Origin of the sequence: Pseudonocardia sp. ICBG1142, assembly GCF_020496255.1 — a bacterium.
Classification (GTDB): Bacteria; Actinomycetota; Actinomycetes; order Mycobacteriales; family Pseudonocardiaceae; genus Pseudonocardia.
This window is the reverse complement of sequence record NZ_JAHLJC010000031.1, coordinates 770,281-795,117: the sequence shown is the minus strand read 5'-3', so window position 1 is coordinate 795,117 and position 24,837 is coordinate 770,281. Positions and strand designations below refer to the sequence as shown.

21 protein-coding genes are annotated in these 24,837 nt (G+C 74.4%); 8 read left to right on the top strand and 13 right to left on the bottom strand.

The genetic code is table 11. The features are described from left to right. Window positions 1-24 precede the first annotated feature (24 nt). A complete protein-coding gene (locus KPL59_RS27955) occupies window positions 25-963 on the bottom strand; it encodes an alpha/beta fold hydrolase (protein ID WP_226362543.1) in 939 nt (312 codons plus the stop codon). 139 nt (window positions 964-1,102) lie between these two features. Here KPL59_RS27955 and KPL59_RS27950 point away from each other — a divergent pair, with 139 nt between their 5' ends. The 3 genes from KPL59_RS27950 (at window position 1,103) to KPL59_RS27940 (ending at window position 4,193) form a co-directional block, all read left to right on the top strand. After that, complete coding sequence (locus tag KPL59_RS27950) at window positions 1,103-1,534, top strand: hypothetical protein (protein WP_226362542.1); 432 nt, start codon at window positions 1,103-1,105, stop codon at window positions 1,532-1,534. Continuing rightward, a complete protein-coding gene (locus tag KPL59_RS27945) occupies window positions 1,534-2,805 on the top strand; it encodes a reverse transcriptase family protein (protein WP_226362541.1) in 1,272 nt (423 codons plus the stop codon). The genes KPL59_RS27950 and KPL59_RS27945 overlap by 1 nt, the downstream gene beginning before the upstream one ends. Before the next feature lie 188 nt (window positions 2,806-2,993). Beyond that, window positions 2,994-4,193: an MFS transporter gene (locus KPL59_RS27940; protein ID WP_226359341.1), complete on the top strand. Its 1,200-nt coding sequence runs from the start codon at window positions 2,994-2,996 to the stop codon at window positions 4,191-4,193. Here KPL59_RS27940 and KPL59_RS27935 read toward each other — a convergent pair. From KPL59_RS27935 to KPL59_RS27900, 8 genes are all read right to left on the bottom strand, one after another. Then, a complete protein-coding gene (locus KPL59_RS27935) occupies window positions 4,102-4,788 on the bottom strand; it encodes a CoA pyrophosphatase (RefSeq protein WP_226362540.1) in 687 nt (228 codons plus the stop codon). The genes KPL59_RS27940 and KPL59_RS27935 overlap by 92 nt on opposite strands. Next, window positions 4,781-5,167: a VOC family protein gene (locus tag KPL59_RS27930; protein ID WP_226359343.1), complete on the bottom strand. Its 387-nt coding sequence runs from the start codon at window positions 5,165-5,167 to the stop codon at window positions 4,781-4,783. The genes KPL59_RS27935 and KPL59_RS27930 overlap by 8 nt, the downstream gene beginning before the upstream one ends. Before the next feature lie 127 nt (window positions 5,168-5,294). Next, window positions 5,295-6,623 carry a sugar ABC transporter substrate-binding protein gene (locus KPL59_RS27925; RefSeq protein ID WP_226362539.1) on the bottom strand — a complete coding sequence of 443 codons (1,329 nt, stop codon included), beginning with the start codon at window positions 6,621-6,623 and terminating at the stop codon, window positions 5,295-5,297. After that, on the bottom strand, window positions 6,620-7,447 hold the full coding sequence (locus tag KPL59_RS27920; RefSeq protein ID WP_020623777.1) for a carbohydrate ABC transporter permease: 828 nt from the start codon (window positions 7,445-7,447) through the stop codon (window positions 6,620-6,622). Before KPL59_RS27920 ends, KPL59_RS27925 begins: the two co-directional genes overlap by 4 nt. Next, window positions 7,444-8,319, bottom strand: a complete 876-nt coding sequence (locus tag KPL59_RS27915) for a carbohydrate ABC transporter permease (RefSeq protein ID WP_226359346.1) — start codon at window positions 8,317-8,319, stop codon at window positions 7,444-7,446. The genes KPL59_RS27920 and KPL59_RS27915 overlap by 4 nt, the downstream gene beginning before the upstream one ends. Then, the gene (locus KPL59_RS27910; protein WP_226362538.1) at window positions 8,316-9,710 is read right to left on the bottom strand and encodes a glutamate decarboxylase; all 1,395 of its coding nucleotides are present in this window, start codon (window positions 9,708-9,710) and stop codon (window positions 8,316-8,318) included. The genes KPL59_RS27915 and KPL59_RS27910 overlap by 4 nt, the downstream gene beginning before the upstream one ends. Before the next feature lie 64 nt (window positions 9,711-9,774). Then, window positions 9,775-11,160: an acyl-CoA synthetase gene (locus KPL59_RS27905; protein ID WP_226362537.1), complete on the bottom strand. Its 1,386-nt coding sequence runs from the start codon at window positions 11,158-11,160 to the stop codon at window positions 9,775-9,777. 13 nt (window positions 11,161-11,173) lie between these two features. After that, window positions 11,174-12,457 (bottom strand): SLC13 family permease, encoded by a 1,284-nt coding sequence (locus KPL59_RS27900; RefSeq protein WP_226362536.1) that lies wholly within the window; start codon window positions 12,455-12,457, stop codon window positions 11,174-11,176. A gap of 118 nt (window positions 12,458-12,575) precedes the next feature. Between KPL59_RS27900 and KPL59_RS27895 the strand changes: the two genes are divergently transcribed. Then, entirely contained in the window at window positions 12,576-13,325 is a 750-nt protein-coding gene (locus tag KPL59_RS27895; RefSeq protein ID WP_226362535.1) for an IclR family transcriptional regulator, read from the top strand. Window positions 13,326-13,435: 110 nt separating this feature from the next. On the opposite strand, the gene KPL59_RS27890 is transcribed toward KPL59_RS27895, so the two are convergent. Further along, window positions 13,436-16,243, bottom strand: a complete 2,808-nt coding sequence (locus KPL59_RS27890) for an aconitate hydratase (RefSeq protein WP_226362534.1) — start codon at window positions 16,241-16,243, stop codon at window positions 13,436-13,438. A gap of 332 nt (window positions 16,244-16,575) precedes the next feature. Between KPL59_RS27890 and KPL59_RS37195 the strand changes: the two genes are divergently transcribed. Continuing rightward, complete coding sequence (locus tag KPL59_RS37195) at window positions 16,576-17,967, top strand: NlpC/P60 family protein (RefSeq protein WP_226362533.1); 1,392 nt, start codon at window positions 16,576-16,578, stop codon at window positions 17,965-17,967. Here the strand turns inward: KPL59_RS37195 and KPL59_RS27880 are convergent. Then, window positions 17,951-18,859 (bottom strand): LysR family transcriptional regulator, encoded by a 909-nt coding sequence (locus KPL59_RS27880; RefSeq protein WP_226362532.1) that lies wholly within the window; start codon window positions 18,857-18,859, stop codon window positions 17,951-17,953. The two genes, KPL59_RS37195 and KPL59_RS27880, sit on opposite strands and share 17 nt — an antisense overlap. A gap of 71 nt (window positions 18,860-18,930) precedes the next feature. On the opposite strand from KPL59_RS27880, the gene KPL59_RS27875 reads away from it, so the two are divergent. Both KPL59_RS27875 and KPL59_RS27870 read left to right on the top strand, forming a co-directional pair. Further along, window positions 18,931-19,827: an EamA family transporter gene (locus tag KPL59_RS27875; protein WP_226362531.1), complete on the top strand. Its 897-nt coding sequence runs from the start codon at window positions 18,931-18,933 to the stop codon at window positions 19,825-19,827. A gap of 360 nt (window positions 19,828-20,187) precedes the next feature. Further along, a complete protein-coding gene (locus KPL59_RS27870; RefSeq protein ID WP_226362530.1) occupies window positions 20,188-21,756 on the top strand; it encodes an HNH endonuclease signature motif containing protein in 1,569 nt (522 codons plus the stop codon). A gap of 130 nt (window positions 21,757-21,886) precedes the next feature. On the opposite strand, the gene KPL59_RS27865 is transcribed toward KPL59_RS27870, so the two are convergent. Further along, window positions 21,887-22,285: a VOC family protein gene (locus KPL59_RS27865; RefSeq protein ID WP_226362529.1), complete on the bottom strand. Its 399-nt coding sequence runs from the start codon at window positions 22,283-22,285 to the stop codon at window positions 21,887-21,889. 239 nt (window positions 22,286-22,524) lie between these two features. Between KPL59_RS27865 and KPL59_RS27860 the strand changes: the two genes are divergently transcribed. Further along, complete coding sequence (locus tag KPL59_RS27860) at window positions 22,525-24,135, top strand: ABC-F family ATP-binding cassette domain-containing protein (RefSeq protein WP_226362528.1); 1,611 nt, start codon at window positions 22,525-22,527, stop codon at window positions 24,133-24,135. On the opposite strand, the gene KPL59_RS27855 is transcribed toward KPL59_RS27860, so the two are convergent. Then, on the bottom strand, window positions 24,136-24,789 hold the full coding sequence (locus KPL59_RS27855) for a TetR/AcrR family transcriptional regulator (RefSeq protein WP_226362527.1): 654 nt from the start codon (window positions 24,787-24,789) through the stop codon (window positions 24,136-24,138). Window positions 24,790-24,837: the final 48 nt, after the last annotated feature.

Genomic DNA, 24,837 nt, shown 5'->3' with positions numbered 1-24,837 from the left:
GCTCCGTCGCGGCTGCGGAGCGGGTCAGGGCCGGCTGCGGGCGACGAGTTCCTCGATCGCCCGGACGACCTGGTCGGGAGCTTCCTCCGGGACGAAGTGGCCGGCACCGGCCACCCGGACGTCGAGGACGTCGGCCGCGTCGCCGACGAGGGGTCGGACGGCCGCCGCCATGTCGGGGATCGAGCCCTGGTCGCTGGAGATCGCCGACACCGGCACATCGATCTTCCGTGCGGCCGCGAGCTCGCGGTTGCGACTCGCCGACTCCGGCACGGACCGGTAGTAGGCGAGGATCGCCCGCACCCCGTCCGCCGCGGCGAACAGGCGTGCGTACCGGTCGATCTCGGCATCGGAGAACACGTCGGGCGCCGCGGCCTTGTGGGTCAGGAACCAGGCCACGTACTCCCGCTCGTGCCCGCTGATGAGCGTCTCGGGGAGATCGGGCACCAGGTGGAAGGCGAAGTGCGCGAGCTTGTACGCGCTCGCGGGGTCGAGGGCCACGCTCGTGGGCAGGCTGACGCCGGGGATCCCGGCGTCGAGCAGTGCCAGGCCGAGCAGCTCGGGCCCGCCGGACGCGGTCGGGGTGTCGAGGGCGTAGGTGGTGGCGACCCATGCCCCGACGTCGTGGGCGACGAGCCAGTGCTCGCCGACCCCGAGGAGCTCGACGGCCCGCCGCATGAGGCGCGCCACGCTGAGGGTGTCGTAGCCGTCGGCGGGCCGGGCGGAGTGCCCCTGCCCGGGAAGGTCCAGGGCCACGACCCGGTGGGTCGCGGCGAGGGCGGGCATGACCCGGTGCCAGGCCCACCAGGTCTGCGGCACGCCGGCCAGGAGCACCACCGCGGGTGCCTCCGGGACGCCACCGTCGACGGCGTGCAGCGTCACACCGTCGACGTCGACCATGTGGTGGGTGAAGCCGTCGAGGACGTCGAACGGCACGTCGACCTCGCGGTGAGCGGATGCGGTCATCATGCTCTCCTCCCTGGGGAGCCGAGCGTAGAACGGGTACCGCCCGGCTCCACCGTGGCCGTGGTCGTTCTTCCCGGGCCGGGGCGCCGTGTGTCGGCGCGGCTGCCGCGGCGTGCCGCACCCGGTAGCGTCGTCGCCGATGCGGCGGCGGACGGACGAGCAGGCGGCCGCCCCGGTTCCGGCCGGGGCCCGCGACTCCGGGGCAACCCCGGGGTGCGCCGGCACGATGCAGCACGGCGTCCCGCGCGCTTACGGCACGACAGCGCTGCCCGCGGCGCGCGGCGGACGGAGAACACCGGTCGACCCCCGCCGCCGCATCACCCAGCGTTGCGGCCCCGCCGTGCCGCCCGGCCCCGCTGTGGTGCCCGGCCCCGCTGTGGTGCCCGGCCCCGCTGTGGTGCCCGGCCCCGCTGTGGTGCCCGGCCCCGCTGTGGTGCCCGGCCCCGCTGTGGTGCCCGGCCCCGCTGTGGTGCCCGGCCCCGCTGTGGTGCCCGGCCCCGCTGTGGTGCCGGGCCTCGCCGTGTCGTCCGATCCCGCGGTGCGGGACCGCTCGACGGTGCGGGGCCGCTGATGGCACCGCACCCGGCGGCGATCGCCGCGGCCGCCTGTGCCGGGCCGTGGGGCACGGACCCGCTGACCGAGCGGCTCGCCGGGCTCGGCGGCTGGTCGGGACCCGAGGAGCTGGCGGGCGTCGTGGGCGCGCTCGTCGCCCGCCGGCGCCGAGCCCCGCGCGGTTCCTCGGCCGGTGTCGAGGCCGAGGTCACCGCCCTCCTGGCGGGGCCGCGCCGGCACCGCCGGGTCGAGCAGCCCGACCCGGTGTGGCGCCTGCCGGTGCCGCGCTGGGCGGATCTGTCCGCCCTGGCCACCGCCCTGCGCCTCGACGACGGCGAGCTCGCCTGGTTCGCCGACCCCGGCGGCTGGCTGCGGCACGCCCCCGACGGCCCGCTGACCCACTACCGGCGGCACTGGACACCGTCGCGCTCCGGGACGCCCCGGCTGATCGAGGCACCCGCTCCGCGGCTCGCCGAGCTGCAGCGCCGGATCCGGCGGAGGGTGCTCGACCGGATCCCGGTGCACCCGGCCGCGCACGGCCACGTCCGGGGGCGGAGCCCGCACACCCTCGCCGCGGAGCACCGGGCCCGGCCGATGGTGCTGCGCCTGGACCTGGAGGGCTTCTACTCCCACGTGACCGGCGGCCGGGTCGCCGGACTGCTGCGGGTCGCGGGCTACCCGCCCGCCGTCGCCGCCACCATCGCCGGCCTGCTCGTGACCGCCACCCCGCCCGGGGTGCTGCGCGCCTGCCCGCACCGCGGCGATCCCGCCGCGCGACGACGGATGCTCGACCGCCTCGCCTCGCCGCACCTGCCCCAGGGCGCGCCGTCGTCGCCGATGGTGGCGAACCTGCTCACCTACGGACTGGACCGGCGGCTGAGCGGACTGGCGACCGCGGTCGGCGCCGCCTACGGCCGCTACGCCGACGACCTGGTGTTCTCCGGCGACGCCGGGCTGCCGGTGCACGGTCTGACACAGCGGGTGGCGGCGATCGCCGCGGAGGAGGGCTTCCGCGTCCGCCCGGACAAGACCCGGATCATGCCCGCGCACCACCGGCAGCGCGTCGTGGGCCTGGTCGTCAACGGCGACGCCCCGGCCGCCTCGCGGCGCGACCACGACGAGCTGCGCGCGATCCTGCACAACGCCGCCCGCACCGGTCCCGACGCGCAGAACCGGGCCGGGCACCCGGCGTTCCGCGAGCACCTGCTGGGGCGGATCGCGTGGGTGGGTCACGGACGCCCGGCGCGGGCGGCGCGGCTGCGGGAGCTCTTCGACCGCATCAGCTGGTGAACCGCCGGGGAAGGGAAAACGGCGGGCGCCGGGGGAGCGCGACGGCTACGGTGACGGCCGTGGGCAGTCCGGAGTCGAACACGCGGTAGCCACCGGTCCCACCGGTGGCGGCGACCTCCCCTGCCCGCACCCGGTGACGCGGCCGGACCGATGTCCGTTCCCGACCCCGTCACCCACGGAGTTTCACCGTGCTGCTCGTCGTCCTCGCCTGCGCCGTCACCGCGCTGGCCACCTCGGAGTTCATGCTCGCCGGGCTCGTCCCGGACATCGCCGCCGACCTCGGCGTCACCCCGCTCGCCGCCGGGTCCCTGACCTCGGCGTTCGCCGTGGGGATGGTCCTCGGCGCCCCGCTCACAGCGCTGGCCGCACGCCGGCTGCCGCCGCGGCTCGCGCTGTGCGGGTTCCTGGCCGCCTTCGTCGCCGCGCACGTCGCCGGGGCGCTGACCCCCGGCCTGGGGATCCTGCTGGTCACCCGGGTTCTCGCCGCGCTGTGCACCGCCGGGTTCCTCGCCGTCGCCCTGTCGGTCGCGGTCGCGGCGGTGCCGCCGGAGCGTACGGCCCGGGCGACCGCGACCCTGCTGTCCGGCACGACCGTCGCCCTCGTCGCCGGTGTCCCGGCCGGCGCACTGGTGGGACAGGCGTTCGGCTGGCGTGCGACGTTCTGGGTGGTCGCGGCGGTGGCCGCCGTCGCGCTGGCCGGGGTCGTCGCCGGCGTCCGCACCGGCGACGGCGGACGGGCACCGGCGCCGGGCCTGCGCGCCGAGCTGACGGTCCTGCGCCGGGGCGCGGTCGTCGGGGCGCTGGCGCTCGGTGCCCTGGTGAACGGCTCGACGTTCGCCGCGTACACCTACCTTGCGCCGCTGCTGGCCGAGGCGGGCGGCCCACCGGCGGTGCCCGTCGGGCTGCTGCTGTTCGGGTCCGGCGCCGCCGCAGGGGTGGGCATCGCGGGCAGGTTCGCCGACACCCGCGCCCGCCCGCTGCTGCTCGGCGCGGGTAGCGCGCTGCCGGTGGCCTGGACCGCGCTCGCGCTCGTTGCCACGCACCCGGTGGCGGTGCTCGCCCTGGTCGGGCTCCTGGGCGCGCTGGGTTTCGCGGTCGGGTCGACGCTCGTCGCCCGGGCGCTGACGGCCGCCCGCGAGGCACCGACCCTCGGCGGCGCCGTCGCCACCGCGTCGCTGAACGCCGGAGCGACCCTCGGCCCGCTACTGGGCGGCGCCGCATTCGCGGCGGCCGGGTCGGTCGCTCCGATATGGACGGCCGCGGCACTGGCCCTGCTGGCCGCGCCGCTGCTGGTGCTCACAACGACTCCCACTCCAGCTCCGGGCCGGGCGGCCACGGCCGCTCCCACCCGCCCAGGCGCAGCACCGCGTCGAGCACCTCGGCGGTGAACCCCCACACCACGTCCTCGCCCACCCGGAAACCGGGGCCCCGCCAGGCCCCGCCGCCGCCCCGGAGCCGGAACCGGTGCGCCGGGTCGGCGAGCACCACCAGCGGCACCTGCAGCACCGCCTCGGTCTCGGCCGGGTCGACCGCGTGCAGCCGGGTCGGCGTCCGCCAGTGCCCGAGTACCGCGGTCACGTGGAACCCGGTCAGCAGGATCAGCCGCGGCAGCGTCGCGACGACGTCCACACCGGACGGCTCCAGCCCGGTCTCCTCGGTCGCCTCCCGCAGCGCGGTGGCCGCGGGATCGGTGTCACCCGGGTCCGCACGGCCCCCGGGGAAGGAGATCTCGCCGGAGTGGTGGCGCAGCCGTCGGGCCCGCCGCTGGAGCACGACCTCCGGGCCGTCGGGGCCCTGCCCGAGCAGCACCAGCACGGCCGACTGCCGTGGCCCGACGTGGTCGGCGGGCAGGTCGTTCCTGCTGATGTCCCGCGGCCCGGCGCGCTCCAGCCCGCGCAGCAACGGCACCATCCAGTCCGGGGCACGGCCGGGATCGGGCCGGGCGGCGTCGAGCCAGCGCCGGGCCGCGGCGACGTCACACATACGGTTGGGTGATCATCTCGAGGAAGTGACCGGCCGGGTCGAGGAAGTACACCCCGCGCCCGCCGTGCCCGTGGTTGATCTCGCCGGGGCGGGTGCGCTGCGGGTCGGCCCAGTGCTCGGCGCCCGCCTCGACGAGCCGGGCGTACGCGCGGTCGAACAGCGCGTCGTCGACGAGGAACGCGTAGTGCTGGGGCTGGATCTGCGGGTAGACGTCGGTGGGCAGGTCGGCGAACTGGACGAGGACGCCGCCGTCGAGGGCGATGTTGGTGAACGGCCCCCAGGACGGCGCCTGCGCCGCCTCCAGGACGTGCCGGTAGAACGCCGCGGAGGCCACCCGGTCCCGGGCGGCGACGATCATGTGGTTGAACGTGCAGGTCATGCGGGTCTCCTGACGACAGTGGGGACCACGCGAACGACCTGGGTGAAGGAGCTGCGCCCGCGGGCCCGTGCGGGACTGGCGAGAACTCCTTCCGGCTGGGCCCATCGGGGGCGCACCGGACACGCTATCAGCGCAGCGCGGCGTTGCCGATGTTCTGCGCCTGCCGCAGCCCCGCGGCGACGGGCAGCCGCCCGGCGAACAGGTCGTCGAGCGTGGGCTCCATCGCCGTCGTCGCCGCGCCCACCTTCGGGCCCGACGGTGCCGGGGTCGTCGGGCCGTCCGCGACGAACTCCCGGGTGTCGACGCCGCGGCGCGCCCAGTAGTCGAACCAGCCCCGCTGGGCCGCGGTCACCGCGGGCAGCCCGGCGCCGCTGTCGCCGACCGGGGCGGCACCCTCCGGCGATCCCAACCAGCGCAGCACCCGCAGGATCTCCGGACGCCGCGGGCTGTCGGCGTTGCCGGCGGCCACGATGCTCGACACCACGCTGACCCGGCCGCGCGGGCCCTCGACCATCGGCGCGATCCCCCAGTCGAAGGTCGCGCCCTCGGCGATGTTGGCGAGGTTGTAGGTGCCGCTCTGGAACAGTGCGATCCGGCCCCGCAGGAACTGGTCGCGGCTGAAGTCCGGGTTCTGGTTCGTGTCGGCCGCGGACGGCGCCACCCGCTCGGTGTCGATCATGTTCACCAGGTAGCCGAATGCCTGCTCGCCCGCGGGCGTGGCGAGGTCGAAGGTCTCGTCGGGGGCCTGCAACCGGCCGCCCGCGGAGGCGAGGAAGTTCACGTAGATCGCCTGCAGGTCCCGGGCCGCGTTGAAGCCGTACCGGCGCACCGTGCGCGGGTCGAACCCGGGCTGGTCCGCGGTCCGTCCGGTGGCGTCGGCGGTCAGCCTCCGCGCGGCCGGGAGCAGGGTGTCGCGTGCCGGGTCGGTCGGATCCCACCGCAGCGTCGTCGGGTCGACCCCGGCCGCGCGGACCAGGTCCTTGTTGTAGAACAGCGCGATCCGGCCGTCGGTCACCGCCGGGACACCCCACAGGGTGCCGCCGCGGGAGTACTGGTCCGCGGCGGCCGGCACCCAGCCGGCGCGCTGGTCGGCCAGCGCCGACCCGATGTCGATCAGCCTTCCGGCGTCGGCGAGCGCCCCGAAGTTGGACGAGTTGACCCAGTAGATGTCGGTCGCGGTACCCGAGGCCACGTCGAGGGGCAGCGAGGTGAAGTAGTCCTTGAACGGGACCTGCACCAGCTCGACCCGGATGTCGGGGTTGGCCGCGGAGAACGCGTCGAACGAGCGCCGGTAGGCCGCCGCGACCTGGGTGTCCCACAACCGCAGCGTCACCGTGGTGACGCCGTCGGCGTCGTCGTCGAACCGCGACGCGGGGGAGCAGGCCGTCAGCACCAGCGCCGCGACCAGCACCAGCGCCGCGACCAGCACCAGCGCGGCGCCCAGGCGGCGCCTCACCGGAACCCGGTGATCGTGATCGAGCGGACGACGCTGCGCTGGAACACCAGGAACAGCGCGATCAGCGGGACGATCGCGACCGTCGTCGCCGCCATCACGATCGGCCAGTTCCCGTTGTACTGGGTCTGCAGCCCGGCGGTCGCGACCGTCATCACCTGCCAGGTCCGGCCGGAGGTGATGACCAGCGGCCACAGGAAGTTGTTCCAGTGCGTCACCACGGTGATCACCGCCAGCGTCGTGAGGATCGGCCGGCTCACCGGCACGACGACGTGCCGCAGGATCCCGACCGTCCCGGCGCCGTCGAGCCGGGCGGCGTCGATCAGGTCCTGCGGGATGGTCCGGAAGTGCTCGCGCAGCAGGAAGATGGCGAACGGCGACCCGAGGACGTAGGGCAGCACCAGCGCCCAGAAGGTGTTCCGCAGCCCCACCTCGGTCATCATCAGGTACAGCGGGATCACCGTCACCGCCTGCGGCACCATCAGCGTCCCCAGGTACACCCAGAACAGCGCGTCGCGGCCCGGGAACTCCAGGCGGGCGAACGCGTACGCCGCGAGCACCGAGAACAGCAGCTGCCCCACCAGGACCACGACCACCACCTGCGCGGTCACCGCGATCGGGGTCACGAAGTCGTAGTCGCGGCCGAACAGGGTCACGATGTTCTCCACCGTCGGCGGGGCCGGCGGTGCCAGCACCGGCGTCGCCGCGAACTGCCGGGTCGTCTTCAGCGCGGTCATCACGCTCAGCACGAACGGCGCCAGCGTCACCACCGCGCCCACCAGCAGCGCGACCAGCACGGCCGCGTCGACGAGTCTGCCGCGCCTCACGTGTCGAGCTCGTAGGTCGTGCGACGGCTGAACCACCGCTGCTGGGCCACGGTCACCACCACCAGGATCACGAACAACACCACCGCCATCACCGCGGCCTGCCCGACCGCGCGGTTCTCGAACGCCTCGTAGTAGATCCGCCCCGCGACGACGTCGGTGACACCCTGCGGTCCGCCGTTCGGCGTGAGCGCGTACACCGAGTCGAACACCTGGAAGCTGGAGATCACGCCGGTGACCAGCACGAAGAACAGCGTCGGCCGCAGCAGCGGCAGCCGGATCCGCCACAGCAGCTGCCACGCCGACGCCCCGTCGAGCCGGGCCGCCTCGACGATCGTGTCCGGGATGGCGCGCAGCCCGGCCAGGAAGAACAGGGCGACGTAGCCGACCTGGGTCCAGGCGGTCACGGCCGCGACCGACGGCAGCGCCAGCGCAGGGTCGGCCAGCCACTCGACGCGGATCCCCAGCAGCGCGTTGAGCGCACCGTCGGTGGGGGACAGGATCCACCGCCACACCACGCCCAGCGCCAGCGGCGCGCAGATCCACGGCAGCACGAAGATCACCCGGAACACCGTGGTCCCCGGAAGCCCGCGGTCCAGCAGCAGCGCCGCCGCCAGACCGAGGGCGGTCTGCACCGGGATGACGATGAGCACGAAGAACGCCGTCACCAGCAGGGACCGGGTGAACCGGCCGTCGGTGGCGACGGCGACGACGTTGCCCAGCCCGACGAACGTCCGCGGCCCGACCAGGTCCCACCGGAACAGCGCCAGCCCCACCACGATCAGCACCGGGACCAGCAGGAACAGCACCACACCCAGCAGGCTGGGCGCCAGCAGCAGGTACGCGGTGCGGGTGTCCCGCCCGGACCGGCTCACGTCCCGTGGGCGAAGCCCGCGGCCTCGCTCCCGCGGACAGGACCGGCCTGCCGGCGCAGTCGCTCCAGCAGCCGCGCCAGGTCGTCGAGCAGCAGCGCGGCCAGGTCGTGGCTGAACCCGTTGCGCACCACGATCCGCAGCGCCGCCAGGTCCTCCCGGTTCTGCGGGAACGTGTACGCCGGGACCAGCCATCCCGTCTCGCGCAGGCCCGCCGACACGTCGAACACCGAGAACGGTTCGCCGTCGGCGACGGTGAACGCGAACACGGGCAGCTGCGAGCCGTCGGTGAGCAGCCGGAACGCGCCCGTCTCGGCGATCCGCCCGGCCAGCCCGGTGGCGATCTCCCGGCAGGTGCCCTGCACCCGCGCGTAGCCCTCGCGACCCAGGCGCAGAAAATTGTAGTACTGGGCGATGACCTGCCCGCCGGGGCGGGAGAAGTTCAGGGCGAAGGTCGGCATGTCCCCGCCCAGGTAGTTCACCCGGAACACCAGGTCCTCGGGCAGCGCGTCGGTGTCGCGCCACACCGCCCAGCCGACGCCCGGATGCACCAGGCCGTACTTGTGGCCGGAGGTGTTGATCGACGCCACCCGGGGCAGCCGGAAGTCCCACTCCAGGTCGGGGTCGCAGAACGGCGCGATCATCGCTCCGGACGCCCCGTCGACGTGCACCGGGACGTCCAGCCCGGTGCGGGACTGCAGGTCGTCGAGCGCGGCGCAGATCTCGGCGACGGGCTCGTAGCTGCCGTCGAAGGTGGACCCCAGGATCGCGACGACGCCGATGGTGTTCTCGTCGCACAGCGCGACGGCCTCGTCGGCCCCCAGGTGCAGCCGGTCGCCCTCCATCGGGACCAGCCGCGGCTCCACGTCCCAGTAGTTCGCGAACTTGTCCCAGCAGATCTGGACGTTCACGCCCATCACGATGTTCGGCCGGTCCGTCGGGAGGCCTGCCGCCCTGCGCCGGTGCTGCCAGCGCCGCTTGAGCGCCAGCCCGCCGAGCATGCACGCCTCCGACGAGCCCGTCGTCGAGCAGCCGACGGCCCGTCCCGGGTCGGGGGCGTGCCACAGGTCCGCGAGCATCCGCACGCACCGCTGCTCCAGGTCCGCGGTCCGCGGGTACTCGTCCTTGTCGATCATGTTCTTGTCGAAGGACTCGGCCATCAGCCGCTCGGCCTGGGGCTCCGCCCACGTCGTGACGAACGTGGCCAGGTTCAGCCGGGCGTTGCCGTCGAGCATCAGCTCGTCGTGCACGACCTGGTAGGCGATCTCGGGGTGCAGGCCCGAGTCGGGCATCCGGAACCGGGGGATGTCCACCGGCTCGGCCGCGAAGACGGGGTTGACCGAGACCCCGCGGTCGTCGCCGCGGTCCTCCGAGGGTGAGTGCGCACCGGGCATGGTCAGCAACCTAGGCCCGGCTGGCCGGGAGCGCCCGCGGACGCGCCCGATCCGGGGACCCGGGTCAGGCGCCGAGCAGCTTCTTCTGGACCTTGCCCATCGCGTTGCGGGGCAGGGCGTCGACGAACACGACCTCGCGGGGACGCTTGTGCCAGGACAGCTGCCCGGCGACGTGGTCGATCAGCGCCTGCCCGTCACGCGAGTCGCCGACGACGTAGGCGACGATCTTCTGGCCGAGGTCGGGATCGGGGGCGCCGACCACGGCCACCTCGGCGACGCCCGGGTGGTCGAGCAGCACGGCCTCGATCTCCCCGGAGCCGATCCGGTAGCCGCCCGACTTGATCAGGTCGGTGGACTCGCGGCCGACGATGCGGTGGAACCCGCCCGGGTCGCGGACGGCGAGGTCCCCGGTGCGGAACCAGCCCTCGCCGGCCCAGCACTCGTCGTTCGCGCCGGGGCGGTTCAGGTAGCCGTCGAACAGCATGGGGCCGCGGACCTCGAGCCGACCGACGGTCTCGCCGTCGTCGGGGACGGTGGCGGGGGCATCGTCGGAGGCGGGCAGTAGCCGGGTCTGGGCGCCCGGGACGGGGAGGCCGACCCATCCGGCGCGACGCTCCCCGGAGGCGTGCGCGGACAGGGTGATCATGGTCTCGGTCATGCCGTAGCGCTCGACCGGCGCCTGCCCGGTCAGGCCGGCGATCCGGTCGAACAGCGAGGCGGGCAGCGGGGCGCTGCCCGAGACGAGGAGCCGGGCCCGGCCCAGGGCACGGGCGGCGTCGGGCTCGTCGACGATCCGGTTCCAGACCGTGGGGACGCCGAAGTACATCGAGGCGTCGACCGCGGCGTAGCGGGCGGGCTGCGGCTTCACCGTGTGCACCACCCGCGACCCGAGGCGCAGGGAACCGAGCACCCCCAGGATGAGGCCGTGCACGTGGAACAGGGGCAGACCGTGGGCGACGGTGTCCTCGGGGGTCCAGTCCCACACCTCGAACAGGGCGTCCAGCCCGGCGGCGATCGCGGCCCCCGACAGCTGCGCGCCCTTGGGGCGGCCGGTGGTGCCGGAGGTGTAGAGCAGCATCGCGGTGGCCGCCGGGTCGACCGGGCGCGGGGTGAGCGGTCGTGCGCCGGGGACGACGACCGGCAGGTCGACGCCGTCGGGCCGCGGTCCCGCCCAGGCGGTGGCGCCGGAGTCGGTCAGGATGTGCCCACGCTCGGCCGGCCCCGAGTCCGGCGGGACCGGCACGACCGGCACCCCGGCCATGATCGCGCCGGTGATCGCGACGACGGTGTCGATCGAGGCGGTGGCGTGCACCGCGACCGGGCCGTCGTCGGGGATCCCGGCGGCGACGCGGCCGGCCCGGTCGACGAGCTCGGAGCGGGAGAGCACGTCGTCGCCGACGGTGACGGCCCGCTCCAGGTCCCGCGGCTCGGTCAGGGAGGTGAGGAACACGAGGATCTCCTTCTCACGCGGCCATGGCCGGCAGTACGAGGGCGCCGACCAAGGCCAACGGGCCGATCACGACCATCGACAGGCCCCAGCGGGTCAGCAGTGCAGTCATGCGGGGGCGTTCCTGCTCGTCGACGGTGGTGGCGACCAGCGTCGCACCCACCGTCGAGAAGGGAGACACGTCCACGATGGACGAGCAGACCCCGAGCGCGCAGATCAGTGCCCAGCCCGGGATCCCGCCCTGCTGCACGAGCGGGATCGCCAGCGGCACCAGCGCGGCGAGTATGCCGGTGGTCGAGGCGAACGCCCCCACCAGCCCGCACACCGCGCAGATCACCAGCGCGGCGAGCAGCGGGACGGTGAGGCTCGCGGCGAGGTCGCCCAGCAGGTCGACCGAGCCGATCTCCTGGAGCACACCGACGTAGGTGATGATGCCGCCGACCAGCAGCACGGTGGACCAGTCGATCTCCTTCAGGGCGCCGCGGCCGCTGTCCGGGTCGATCAGGGTCAGCACCGCGCCGAAGGCGAAGGCGAGCACCCCCACGTCGGGTTCGAGGTCCAGCACCGCCAGCGCCACGACCGCCGCGACCAGGCCCAGCATCGCGACGACGGTAATCCGGTGCGTCGCGGTGAACGGCTCGCGGACCGGCGCCTCGGTGTCGCCGGGCTCCTGCGGCCCGCCCCCGCCGCCGGTGGTGACCGGGACGCGGCTGCGGGCGGAGAACATCAGGTAGGACGCGGCCAGCAGCACCAGGTTCGCGACGATCGCGACCGCGAACAGGGTCAGCGGGTTGAGCGCGATGCCCGCCGCCGACGCCGTGCCCCAGGTGACGATCCCGAACAGCGACGTCGGGGCGAACCCGCCCGCCGACAGGCCGGTCCCGATGGCCAGCGCCATCAGCATCGGGTCGATCCCGCGCCGGTGGGCCCCGGTCATCCCGATCGGCGCCATGACCAGACCACCCAGGGGCGAGCCCATCGCCGACACCACGCCGGTGAGCACGAAGAACGTCAGCGGCAGCGCCCCGGGCCGGTCACCGACCACGACCAGGGCCCGGTCGACGAGCCGGCCGATGGTGCCGTTGGCCTTCGCGATCCCGAAGAAGAACGTCACCCCGACCAGCAGGACGAGGATGTCGACGGGGAAGCCCGCGACGACGTCGTCGAGCGGCAGGCCCGCGACGAGCACGCCCATGCCCGCGGCGGCCGCGAACATGACGATCCCGATATGGGACCGGCGGACCTCGGCGATCACGAAGACCGCCGCGAACACCACCAGCGTGATGACCTGCACCGCCATGCCTACCCCCGTTGGTACGCGCTTGTCGTATCGGTCCATCAGGTGGCACAGTGGTTCGTAGAGTGGACCGTCTGGGGCGGACACTAGGTCGCCCGAACGGGGGAGGTCAACACCGCTCATGGCTCCGACCACCAGCGTCGTCTCCGCGGTCCGCGTCCTGGAGGCGGTGGGGGAGCGTCAGCCCGTCGGGCTGTCCGACCTCGCCCGCGCCGTCGTGCTGCCGAAGTCCACCGTGCAGCGGATCCTGCACACCCTCGCCGAGGTCGGCTGGTGCGTCAGCGACGACACCGCCCGCTGGCGGCTCACCTACCGGGCGTTCGCGGTCGGCAACCAGGCCCGCGACGCCGGTGGCCTGCGCGCGGTGGCGCTCCCGGTCCTGCACGAGCTGCAGCTCACGACGGGGGAGACCGTGCACCTGGCGGCCCCGGACGGTCGCGAGCTGGTCCTGCTCGAACGGCTGGACACCGCGCACCGGCTGCGCGCCTTCCTGCCGCTGGGCCACCGCATCCCGCTGCACGCCTCGGCCACCGGGCAGGCCTACCTCGCCGCCTGCACCCCGGCGGAGGTCGAGGACTACCTCGCCGGTCCGCTGGAGGCGTCCACCCGGCACACCGTCGTCGACCCCGACCGGCTGCGGGCCCGGATCGCCGAGGTCCGCGAGCGCGGATGGTCGGTCAATCCCGAGGGGCTCTCCGACGGCATCGCCGCGGTCGGTGCCCCCCTCCGCGGTCCCGACGGGCGACCGGTCGGGGCGCTGTCGGTGTCCGGTCCGACGGTGCGGATGACCGAGGACGTCTTCGACGACCACGGCCGCGCCGCCGCCGACGCCGCCCGGTGCATCTCCCACGACCTGGGGGCCCGTCCGTAGGCACGCGCCGGGAGCGCAGTCCCAGCCCGCAGCCCCGGCCCGCAGCACCGACGGAGCCCGCCCCCTCGGCGAGGGGACGGGCTCCGCGTGTGGTGGTGGGGTGCTGCGCGTCAGCTCTTCAGCATGCCCCGCAGGACGTACTGCAAGATGCCGCCGTTGCGGTAGTAGTCCGCCTCACCGGGGGTGTCGATGCGGACCTTCGCGTCGAACTCGACGGTCTCGCCGGACTCCTTGGTCGCGGTCACGTGCACCGACTTCGGGGTCTTCCCGTCGTTCAGCTCGGTGATGCCCGCGATGTCGAAGGTCTCGGTGCCGTCGAGCCCGAGGCTCTTCGCCGACTCGCCCTCGGGGAACTGCAGCGGGATCACGCCCATGCCGATCAGGTTCGAGCGGTGGATCCGCTCGAAGGACTCGACGATGACGGCGCGCACGCCCAGCAGCGCGGTGCCCTTGGCCGCCCAGTCACGCGACGAGCCGGAGCCGTACTCCTTGCCGCCGAGGATGACCAGCGGGGTGCCCTGCGCGGCGTAGTTCTGCGCGGCGTCGTAGATGAACGCCTGCGGCCCGCCGTCCTGGGTGAAGTCGCGGGTGTAGCCGCCCGAGACGTCGTCGAGCAGCTGGTTGCGCAGCCGGATGTTCGCGAACGTGCCGCGGATCATCACCTCGTGGTTGCCGCGCCGCGAGCCGAAGGAGTTGTAGTCCTTCTTCTCGACGCCGTGGGAGTCCAGGTACTCCGCGGCCGGGGTGCCCGGCTTGATCGCACCGGCCGGCGAGATGTGGTCGGTGGTGACCGAGTCGCGGAGCAGCGCGAGCACGCGGGCGCCGGAGATGTCGGTGACCGGGTCCGGCTCGCCCTTCATGCCCTCGAAGTACGGGGGCTTGCGGACGTAGGTGGACTTCTGGTCCCACTCGAAGACCTTGCCCTCGGGGGTGGGCAGCGCGCGCCAGCGATCGTCGCCGCGGAACACGTCGGAGTAGCTCTTGGTGAACATCTCCGAGGTGATCGAGGAGTCCACGACGTCGTTGATGTCCTCGGTCGAGGGCCAGATGTCGCGGAGGAAGACGTCGTTGCCCTCGGAGTCCTGCCCCAGGGGCTGGGTCTCGAAGTCGAAGTCCATCGTCCCGGCCAGCGCGTAGGCGATGACCAGCGGCGGGGACGCCAGGTAGTTCATCTTGACGTCGGGGTTGATACGGCCCTCGAAGTTCCGGTTGCCCGAGAGCACCGAGACGACGGTGAGGTCGTTGTCGTTGACCGCGGCCGAGATCTCCTCCGGCAGCGGGCCGGAGTTGCCGATGCAGGTGGTGCAGCCGTAGCCGACCAGGTTGTAGCCGAGCTTGTCGAGGTAGGGCCAGAGACCGGCCTTCTCGTAGTAGTCGGTCACGACCTGGCTGCCCGGGGCCATCGAGGTCTTGACCCACGGCTTGGTGGTCAGGCCCTTCTCGACGGCGTTGCGCGCCAGCAGCGCGGCACCGAGCATGACGCTCGGGTTCGAGGTGTTGGTGCACGAGGTGATCGAGGCGATCACGACGGCGCCGTGGTCGAGCACGAACTCGCCGCGCGTCTCGGACTTCACCGTGACCGGCTTGGACGGGCGGCCCTCGCAGCCGTCGGCCGCCGACATGATGATCGGCGCGGCGTCGTCGTCGGCGAAGGAGAGCGCGGGGGCGTCGCTGGCCGGGAAGGACTCGTTCGACGACTCGTCGACGCCGGCGAGCGGGCTCGGGGCCACGCCGTCGTCGGTGTAGTCGTGCACGGTCTTGCGGAACGCCGGCTTGGCGTCGGTCAGCTCGATGCGGTCCTGCGGGCGCTTCGGGCCGGCGATCGACGGGACGACCGTCGACAGGTCGAGCTCCAGGGTCTGGGAGTAGACCGGCTCGTGGTCCGGGTCGTGCCAGAGGCCCTGCTCCTTGGCGTAGGCCTCGACCAGCGCGATCTGCTCGGCTGACCGGCCGGTCAGCTTCAGGTAGCGGACGGTCTCCTCGTCGATCGGGAAGATCGCCGCGGTCGAGCCGAACTCCGGGCTCATGTTGCCGATGGTGGCGCGGTTGGCCAGCGGCACCGCGCCGACGCCGGCGCCGTAGAACTCGACGAACTTGCCGACGACGCCCTGGCGGCGCAGCATCTCGGTGATCGTCAGCACCACGTCGGTGGCGGTCACGCCGGTCGGGATCTCACCGGTCAGCTTGAAGCCGAGCACCTGGGGGATGAGCATCGAGACCGGCTGGCCGAGCATCGCGGCCTCGGCCTCGATGCCGCCGACGCCCCAGCCCAGCACACCCAGGCCGTTGACCATCGTGGTGTGGGAGTCGGTGCCGACCAGGGTGTCGGGGTAGGCCTGTCCGTTGCGCGGCATGACCACGCGCGCCAGGTTCTCGATGTTGACCTGGTGCACGATGCCGGTGCCGGGCGGGACGACCTTGAACTCGTCGAAGGCGCCCTGGCCCCAGCGCAGGAACTGGTAGCGCTCCTTGTTGCGGCCGTACTCGAACTCGATGTTCTTCTCGAACGCGTCGGCGGTGCCGAAGAAGTCGATCATTACCGAGTGGTCGATGACGAGCTCGGCCGGTGCGAGCGGGTTGACCTTGGACGGGTCGCCGCCCATCTCGGTCACGGCCTCGCGCATGGTCGCCAGGTCGACGACGCAGGGCACGCCGGTGAAGTCCTGCATGATCACCCGGGCGGGGGTGAACTGGATCTCGGTGTCCGGGTCGGCCTGCGGGTCCCAGTTCGCCAGGGCGTTGATGTGGTCCGCCGTGACGTTCGCACCGTCCTCGGTGCGGAGCAGGTTCTCGAGCAGGACCTTCAGGCTGAACGGCAGGCGCTTCGAGCCCTCCACCGCGGAGAGCCGGAAGATCTCGTAACCGGTGCCCCCGACGTCGAGCTGTCCTCGGGCGCCGAAGCTGTCGGTGCTGGCCACTTGGTGGTCCTCCCGTGGTGGTGGGCGGTCGCTATGTCCGGTGCGGTGAGCCCGCCCCGCCTCGCGGGGAGGAGGTGCTCACCTGCGTCGTGTCGGAGTCTCGCGCACCGCCGTGTCGGCAGCAGCGCGGACCCTCGTGAGGTAAACAGTACGCCTGTCCTATAAGCCTGGCGAGCCGGGTGTGGCCGGAGTCGCGGAGCCGTCGGGGGCGTGAGGTCGCTCGTGTGATGGACGGGTCCGGTGTGTCGCACGGGATTCGGGTGACACGAGTGGCAGTGTTGCCGGTCGAGCTCCCCTGTCGATCCCGCCCCGCTCCCCGGAAGGACCTCCCCGTGACGCGCCAGCCGTCGGCGACCCTCGTCGTGGTGGCCGTGCTCGTGGCGATCGCACTGGCCTCGCCCGGGGTGGGCGCGGCCGCGACCGTCGTGCCCACCGCTGCCGTGCCCGCCGCCGTGCCCACCGCCGCGGTGCTCCCGGCGCAGCCCCCGCCCCCGCCGCCGCCCAACCCCGGCGACGACGAGCTGGAGCGCAGCCGCCAGTCGGTGCAGGACCGGGCGGCCGAGGTCGGCAGGCTCACCGCCCGCCTCGCCGAGCTCGACGCGCAGGCCGAGCAGCTGCAGATGGAGGTCGCGGGGCGCAACGAGGAGGCGCTCGCCGCCCGGGACACCGCCGACGCCGCCGGTCGCGAGGCCGAGACCGCCGCGGCCCGGGCCGCCGACGCCCGCGCCGCGACCGAGGCCGCGGGCCGCGCCGTCGACGACGCCCGGACCCGGATCGACGCCTTCGTCGGCGACGTCTACACCCACGGGCTCGACCTGGGCCCGCTCGGCCTGCTCTCCCGGGCGACCGATCCGCAGGACCTGATGGACCGGGCCCGGCTCACCGACGCGCTGAGCGAGGACCAGGCCGCCGTCCTGGAGCAGCTCCAGCAGGCCCGCATCGCCCAGGCCAACGCCGACTCCCTCGCCCGCGCGGCGCAGGAGGAGGCCGACCGGCGCCGCGCCGACGCCGAGCAGGCGTCCGCGGCGGCCGATGCCGCCGTCGACGAGGCCGTCGCGGCCGCCGACGCCCAGCAGACCCGGCTCGACGCGGTGCACGCCGAACGCACCGACGTCCAGTCCCGGCTCGACGCCGCCGAGAACGCCGCCGCCGGGCTGCGCGCCCAGCGCCAGCGCTACGAGGCGTGGCGTGCCGAGCAGGCCCGGCTCCAGGCCGAGGCCGACCGGCGGGCCCGGGAGGAGGCCGCGTCGCGGGTCGCGCAGGAGTCCGCGCCGTCGGCGGGTCCCGCGCCGCGGCGCACCGGGACGGCGGCGATCGAGACCGTGATCGACCGGGCGATGGCCCAGCTCGGCACCATCTACGCCTGGGGCGGCGGCAACACGCGCGGACCGACCCGCGGCATCCGCGACGGCGGCGTCGCCGACGCCCACGGCGACTTCCGCAAGGTCGGCTTCGACTGCTCGGGGCTGATGCAGTTCGCCTTCGCCGGCGTCGGCATCTACCTGCCCCGCTACAGCGGGAACCAGGCCAACGCCGGGCGCCTGGTGCCGATCTCGGACATGCGGCGCGGGGACATGCTGTCCTGGGCCGAGGGCGGTCGCACCCACCACATCGCCATCTACCTCGGCGACGGCAAGATGCTGGAGGCCCCGTACTCGGGCGCGACGGTGCGGGTCACCCCGGTCCGCTACGCCGGACTGAACAAGGTCACCCGGCTGCTCTGACCGCCGCGGCCTCCGCGGCGAGCTCGTCGAGCACCAGCCGTACCGCGGGCCGGGTCACCGCACCGCGGGTCACGGCGCGCACCAGGCGGTCGGCCCGCACCCCGGCGAGCGGGCGCAGCGCGAGCCGGGCGCCGTCGCGGTGGTCGGTGGAGTAGCGGGGCAGCAGCGCGACGCCGTGCCTGTGCGCGACGAGCTCCTCGGTGACCGAGAAGTCGTTGATCCGCTGCACCACCCGCGGCACGGTGCCGGTCACCAGGGACAGCGAACTCAGCACGTCGTCGACCGGCCAGCCGACGGCGACCGAGATCCAGTCGGCGTCGACGAGCTCGGGCAGGTGCACCTCGGCACGGTGGGCCAGCGGGTGGTCCGGGGGGAGTGCGACGTCGAGGGGCTCGCGCAGGAGCGGGTGCACGGTGAGCCGGCCGGTGCCGAACGGGTCGAGCCGTTCGTCGTGGTGGGTGACGACGACGTCGGCGTCGGCCGCCGCGGCCGGCACCTCCTCCGGACGCAGGTCGAGGTCCCGGCAGGACAGCGCGAGCCCGGGATGGGCGGACGCCCGGTGCAGCAGCCCCGGCAGGAGCAGCCGGGCCGCGGACGGGAAGAACACCACCCGCACCGTCCCCAGCGGCTGCTCGCGCAGTCCCGCGGCGGTCTCCTCCAGCCGGCCCAGCGCGTCGAGCACCTCCTGCGCCCCGTCGACGACGGCCCGCCCGGCCGCGGTGAGCCGCAGACCACGCCCGTCCGGCGCGGTCAGCTCCAGCCCCGCCTCCCGCGACAAGGTCTTGAGCTGCTGGGACACCGCGGACGGGGTGAAGTTCAGTGCCGCGGCGACGGCTGTGACCGAGCCGCGGTCGGCGAGCTCGCGCAGGATCCGGAGCCGACGCACGTCCATGAAGGAACGCTACAACATCATTTCACATCTCATCGCTGGTCTGCACGGTCAGGGGGCGGCAGCGTGGACCCGTGACCGTTCGGGACCGTCTGCTCGCTGTCGTCGTCGCCGTGTTGTGGGGCGCCAACTTCATCGCCATCCACGTCGGCCTGGAGCACTTCCAGCCGCTGTTCCTCGCCGGGCTGCGGATGCTCGTGCTCGCGGTGCCGACGGTGCTGCTCGTACCGCGGCCGCGGGTGCCGCTGCGCTGGCTCGTCGGCTACGGGCTCGGGTTCGGCACGGTGCAGTTCCTCTTCCTGTTCCTGGGCATGTACGCCGGGATGCCGACCGGGCTCGCGTCGCTGGCGCTGCAGGCGTCGGGGCCGTTCACGCTGGTGCTGGGCGCGCTGCTGCTGCGCGAGCGGGTGACGCCGCGGCAGTGGGCCGGGATCGGCGTCGCCGTCGTCGGTCTGGGGTGCATCGCGGTGGCCCGGGCGCAGTCCGCGGCGTTGCTGCCCGTGGTGCTGACCCTGCTCGGCGCACTCGGCTGGGCGGCCGGGAACCTGTGCAGTCGCCTGGCCCAGCGCGACGGCGAGGCGGTGAACCCGCTGCACCTGACGCTGTGGATGACCGTCGTGCCGCCGGTGCCGCTGCTGGCCGCCTCGGCGGTGGTGGAGGGGCCGGGCGCGTGGGGTGACGTCGTCGCGATGGTGACCCCCGACGGCGTCGCGGGGCTGGCCGCGCTGGTGTACCTGTCGCTGGTCGCGACCGTGCTGGCCGCCGGGGTCTGGACCGGGTTGATGCGCCGCTACCCGGCCGGGCTCGTCGCGCCGCACTCGCTGCTCGTGCCGGTGGTCGGGATGAGCCTGGCGATGGTGCTGCTGGGGGAGCGGCCGTCGGTGGTCGAGCTGGTCGCCGGGGCGGTGGTGGTCGGTGGGGTCTTGGTGGCGTCCGCGCCGGCCCGGGGTCGGGTGCCGGTGGCGGTGTGAGGGCGTGGCGCTTCGGGGTGCCGGTGGGAGCTGCCGGCCGGGTCGTGCGTCAGCCGCGCCTGTGCCGTCGGCGGTTGCGGCGTCGCGGGCTCGGGACGACGAGCACCGCTGCGGTACCCCGGCCAGGGCCACGACCCGCAGCGCGATGAGTGTGGTCGCGAACCCGCCCGTGGAGACGGTGGTCACCGGGAGCTCAGGCGGCGCCGCGACCTCGTGGGTGGCGGTGCAGAGTGTGTCGGCGTAGGGGGCTCGCCGCCGGGGTCAGCGGGTGGAGTGGCCGACGTAGCCGCCCGCCGGACGGCTGCGCCCGGGCGCCGAACGGTCTGGGAAGGTGCAGCTCAGAACACTATAATCGAACGTATGATCGAGCACGTGGCGGCGTGGGTCTCCGTCGACCCCGGTGACGACCCGGCCTGGATCGAGCACCGACGCCGCTGTGAGGCGGTGGAGGAGGCGACCCGGTGTCCGCACGGTCTCGCGGCCGATCTGTGCGGCGAGATGTGCGGGCCCGAGCCGCCGCCCGACCCGTCCGGCGGGATCGACGACGTTGCCTGGGCCGCGTTGCGCTGCCTGGTCGCCGGCGCGCCGTCCGACCGGCTCACCGACCTGCAGGTGCTCGACGTCCTCGAGGGCGCCGAGCACTGGGTGCGCCGCTCGACCGCCCTGCGGATGCGCTCGGTCGCGGAGGTCGCGGAGCGGCACCCGGCCGGGACGAGTGCCGCACCGCCGGGAGCGGACCCGCGTGCGTCGCAGCCCGTCGCGCGATGGTTGCCGGACCAGGTGGCGATCGTGCTGCGGGTCCCGCGCGACCACGCCCGGTCGCTGATCGGTCAGGCGCAGCGGTTCGCCAGGGTGCTGCCGGAGACCCTGGCGGAGTGGGAGTCGGGGCGGATCGACCAGGCTGCGGCCGAGGCGATCTCGTCGTCGACCCTCGTGCTCGACGACGAGCGTGCCCGTCGGGTGCAGGCCGCCGTCCTCCCGGGTGCCCCGCAGGCGCACCGGCGGCTGCTCCGGGACCGGCTGCGCCGCCACATCGCCCGGATCGACCCGGACGGCGCCCGCGAGCGTCACGAACGGGCCCGTTCGGAGCGGCGGATGTCGGTCTCCCCGGGGGACGACGGCATGGGCTCGCTGTGGCTGGGCGGCACCGCCGCGCAGGTCGAGGCGTCGTGGCAGTGCGTCGACCGGCTCGCGCGTTCCCTCGACGACCCGTGCGATGACCGGACCCTGGACCAGAAGCGCGTCGACCTCGCCCACCAGCTGCTGCAGGGCACGCTGACGCTCACCGACGTCGGCACGGTCCGGGACGCGCTCGGTGCGGCCGCTGAGGGTGCCGAGGACGGCACCCTGCTCGCCGCGGTCGCGCAGGTGCTCGCGGCGAAGCCGGACCCGGGGGAGGTGGTGGGTCGTCGTCCGCTGATCCAGGTCGTGGTCCCGCTCAGCACGCTGATGGGAGGCGCGGCGCCGGCCGAGCTGGTCGGGCACGGTCCGATCCCCGCGGACCTCGCCCGGGCCCTCGCCGCAGGCGGTGTGTGGCAGCGGTTGGTGACCGACCCGCTGTCGGGCACGCTGCTCGACGTCGGACGGACGCGCTACCGCCCGCCGGTCGCGATGGCCGACCACGTCCGGGCACGGGACGGCACCTGTCGCGGTCCCGCGTGCAGCCGCCGGGTCCGCGACCTCGACCACCACCGGCCCTGGGCGGCCGGGGACGGGCCGACCAGCGCGGAGAACCTGTTCGGGCTCTGCCGGGCCGATCATGCGTTGAAGGACGCTCCCGGCTGGCAGGTGCTCGCCGGGTGCGACGGCCGCCTGACCTGGGTGGCACCGTGCGGTCGCCGAGCGACGACGCAGCCGTTCGACTACCGGGCCTTCACCGATCCGTTGCCTGCCGGGGCCGACCACGACGCCGCCCTCGTGCCCTTCTGATCCCGTCGAGCCCTTCTGGGCATGGCGTCGATCGGGCAGGGGGGTGTCGTGGAGCGGCTCCGGGAACGCAGCGTGGTCGTCGTGGTCGTCGTCCTGCTGCGGGCGCGTCGGCGGGGGATCTGAGCGCGGTTCAGGCCGCCTGCGCAGCGAGCTGCCAGGACACGCCGAAGCGGTCCTCGACCCAGGCGAAGGGGCCGAAGCCGTAGTCGTCGAGCGGCATGAACTCCCGTCCGCCGGTGGCGAGGGCGCCCAGCAGCCGCTTCTGCTCGTCACCGGACCCGCAGTCCACCCAGAGAGAGACGGCGGGGGTGAAGTCCCACTGGTGCACCGGCGGGCTGTCGCTGCACCGCAGCCGCTGCCCGGCGACGACGAACTCGGCGAGGACCACCGCGGTGGGGTCGTCGGGGCGGTGAGTGACCGAGACGATCTCGCCGTCGTCGAACAGGGACGTCCAGAACTCCATCGCCTCGCTCGCGCTCGGGCCGCGCGGCGGCTGGAAGGTCAAGAACGGCAGGGCACGGGCGGGCATCGGTCCTCCTGAGCTCGGACGGGTGCAGCGCGCCCGAAACCGGACGACGCGCCACCTGTCGCCGGGTAGACTCGAACCATGGCACGAGGAATCTGGTCGCAGAAGGTCCGCACCGCCCGCTGACGGCGGCGCCCACCTCTTCGTCCCGCGAAGCAACCACCGCGTCCGCCGTCCCGGTCCCCGCCGGGCGGCGCATTCCGTGCTGCCCGGCTCCGATCTCGGATGCCGCGGAGCCTCTCGTGCACACCACCCCCGAACCCTCGTCCCTCCTGCCCGCCCTCGACGCCGGCGCGTCCGCCCACGTGCGCGCCGAGGACGTCGTCGTCACCCGCGGATCGCACCGCGTCCTCGCCGGCGTGAGCCTCACCGTCTCCGCCCGGTCACGCCTCGCCGTGGTCGGGGAGAACGGCCGGGGCAAGTCCACGCTCCTGCAGGTCCTCGCCGGCGTGCTCGTCCCGGACTCCGGCACCGTGCACCGTGCCGGGACCGTCGCCCTGGTCCGCCAGGAGGTGCCCACCCGCGACGGCGAGACCGTCGGCACACTCACAGCGGAGTCGCTCGCCGCCCCGCGGACGGCGCTGAGCGAGCTCGACGCGGCAACCGTGGCGCTCACCGACGGTGCGCCCGGCGCCGACGACCGGTTCGCCGCCGCCCTGGACACCGCGACCCGGCTCGACGCCTGGGACGCCGAACGCCGCATCGACGTCGCGCTGGAGGCACTCGGCGCCTGCACCGATCGCGACCGGCCGCTGGAGACGCTGTCGGTGGGGCAGCGCCACCGGGTGCGGCTGGCGTGCCTGCTCGGCGCCCGCCACGACGTCCTGCTCCTCGACGAGCCCACCAACCACCTCGACGCGGGCGGTCTGGACTTCCTGACCCGCACCCTGCGCGCGTACCCGGGCGGACTCGCCGTGGTCAGCCACGACCGAGCCCTGCTGCGCGAGGTCGCCGAGGAGTTCTGCGACCTCGACCCGACCCGTGACGGCGCGCCCCGGCTCACCGCGGGCGGCTACGACGGCTGGGTGACCGCCCGCGACCGGGCCCGCAGCGCATGGGAGGCCGCGTACGCCGAGCAGCAGGCCGAGCACCGCCGCCTCGCCGACGCCGTCGCCACCGCCCGGGACCGGCTCTCGACCGGCTGGCGCCCGGACAAGGGGACCGGCAAGCACGCTCGTCAGTCGCGGGCTCCCGGCGTGGTGCAGGCACTGCACCGCCGCCGCGCCGAGCTCGACGCGCACCGGGTCGACGTGCCGGTGCCGCCGTCGTCGCTGCGTAGGCCCGACCTCGACGTGCGACCGGGCGCGCCACAGCTGCGCGCGCACGGGATCGGCGTGCGGGACCGCCTCGCCGGCCCGGTCGACCTGGTCCTCGACGGGGGCGACCGGCTGCTCGTGACCGGGCCGAACGGGGCCGGGAAGTCGACACTGCTCGCCGTGCTGGCGGGAGCACTCGACCCGGACACCGGGGCGGTGCGCACCGCGCGCGGCGCCCGGGTCGTCCTGCTGGGGCAGGAGACCGCGGTGCTCGACCCGCGGTGGCCCGCGCGCGCCGTGCTGGAGCAGGCCGGCGGCGGCGCTCACGGCCTGCTCGACGCGGCGGCGTTGCGGACCCCGGTCGGACGGCTGTCGGAGGGGCAGCGACGACGGCTCGACCTGGCCGTGACCCTCGCGGCGCGCCCGACGACGCTGCTGCTCGACGAGCCGACCAACCACCTGTCGGCGCGGCTGGTGGACGAGCTCACCGCGATGGTGCTGGACACCTCGGCGGCCGTCGTCGTCGCCACCCACGACCGGCAGCTGCTGCGCGACCTGGCCGACTGGCCGCGCCTCGAGCTCGGTACGGCCGGCTGATCAGGGCCGGAGCCCGGCCTCGACGACGTCGAGGGTGCGACGCAGCCCGGACTCGAACAGCGGCTCGCCGCCACCGGGTCCGCGCACCACCGCGCCGCCGAGCAGCCGGGACAGCACCGGCAGCTGCTCGGACCGGCCGGAGCGACGGACGTCGTCGAGGGTGGGCAGGCGGTCCCCGGCCAGGGCCGCTGCCCCCCGCACGTAGCCGTGCAGCAGGTGCAGCACCTCCACGGCCGCGTGCAGCGGATGCCCCCCGACGACGTGCGCGAGCAGCGTCTCCGACCACGCGCACTCGGCCGGGCCGGTGGCGCGGGGACCGGCGAGCAGCCCGACGGCCCACGGGTGCTCGTCGAGCACCTCGCGCAGGGCGGACGCCCAGATCTCGCACCCCAGCCGCAGCCCGCAGCCCGCCAGGTCCGGCGGCTCGCCCAGCGCGGCGTCCAGGACGAGGTCGACCAGCGCGTCCTTGCCGGGCACGTGCCGGTACAGCGACATCGGCGCCGACCCCAGCTCCCGGGCCAGCCGCGGCATCGACACCGCGGCCAGGCCGTCGGTGTCGGCGAGGCGCAGCGCCGTGGCGACGACGGACCCGCGGTCCAGCGTCCGTCGCGCCGGGGCCGGGGGAGCGGCCCAGCGGGGGTCGTCGACGGTCATGGCGTGGATCATGCCACGCACGTCGTAGAGCTACCTACGCACCATGCG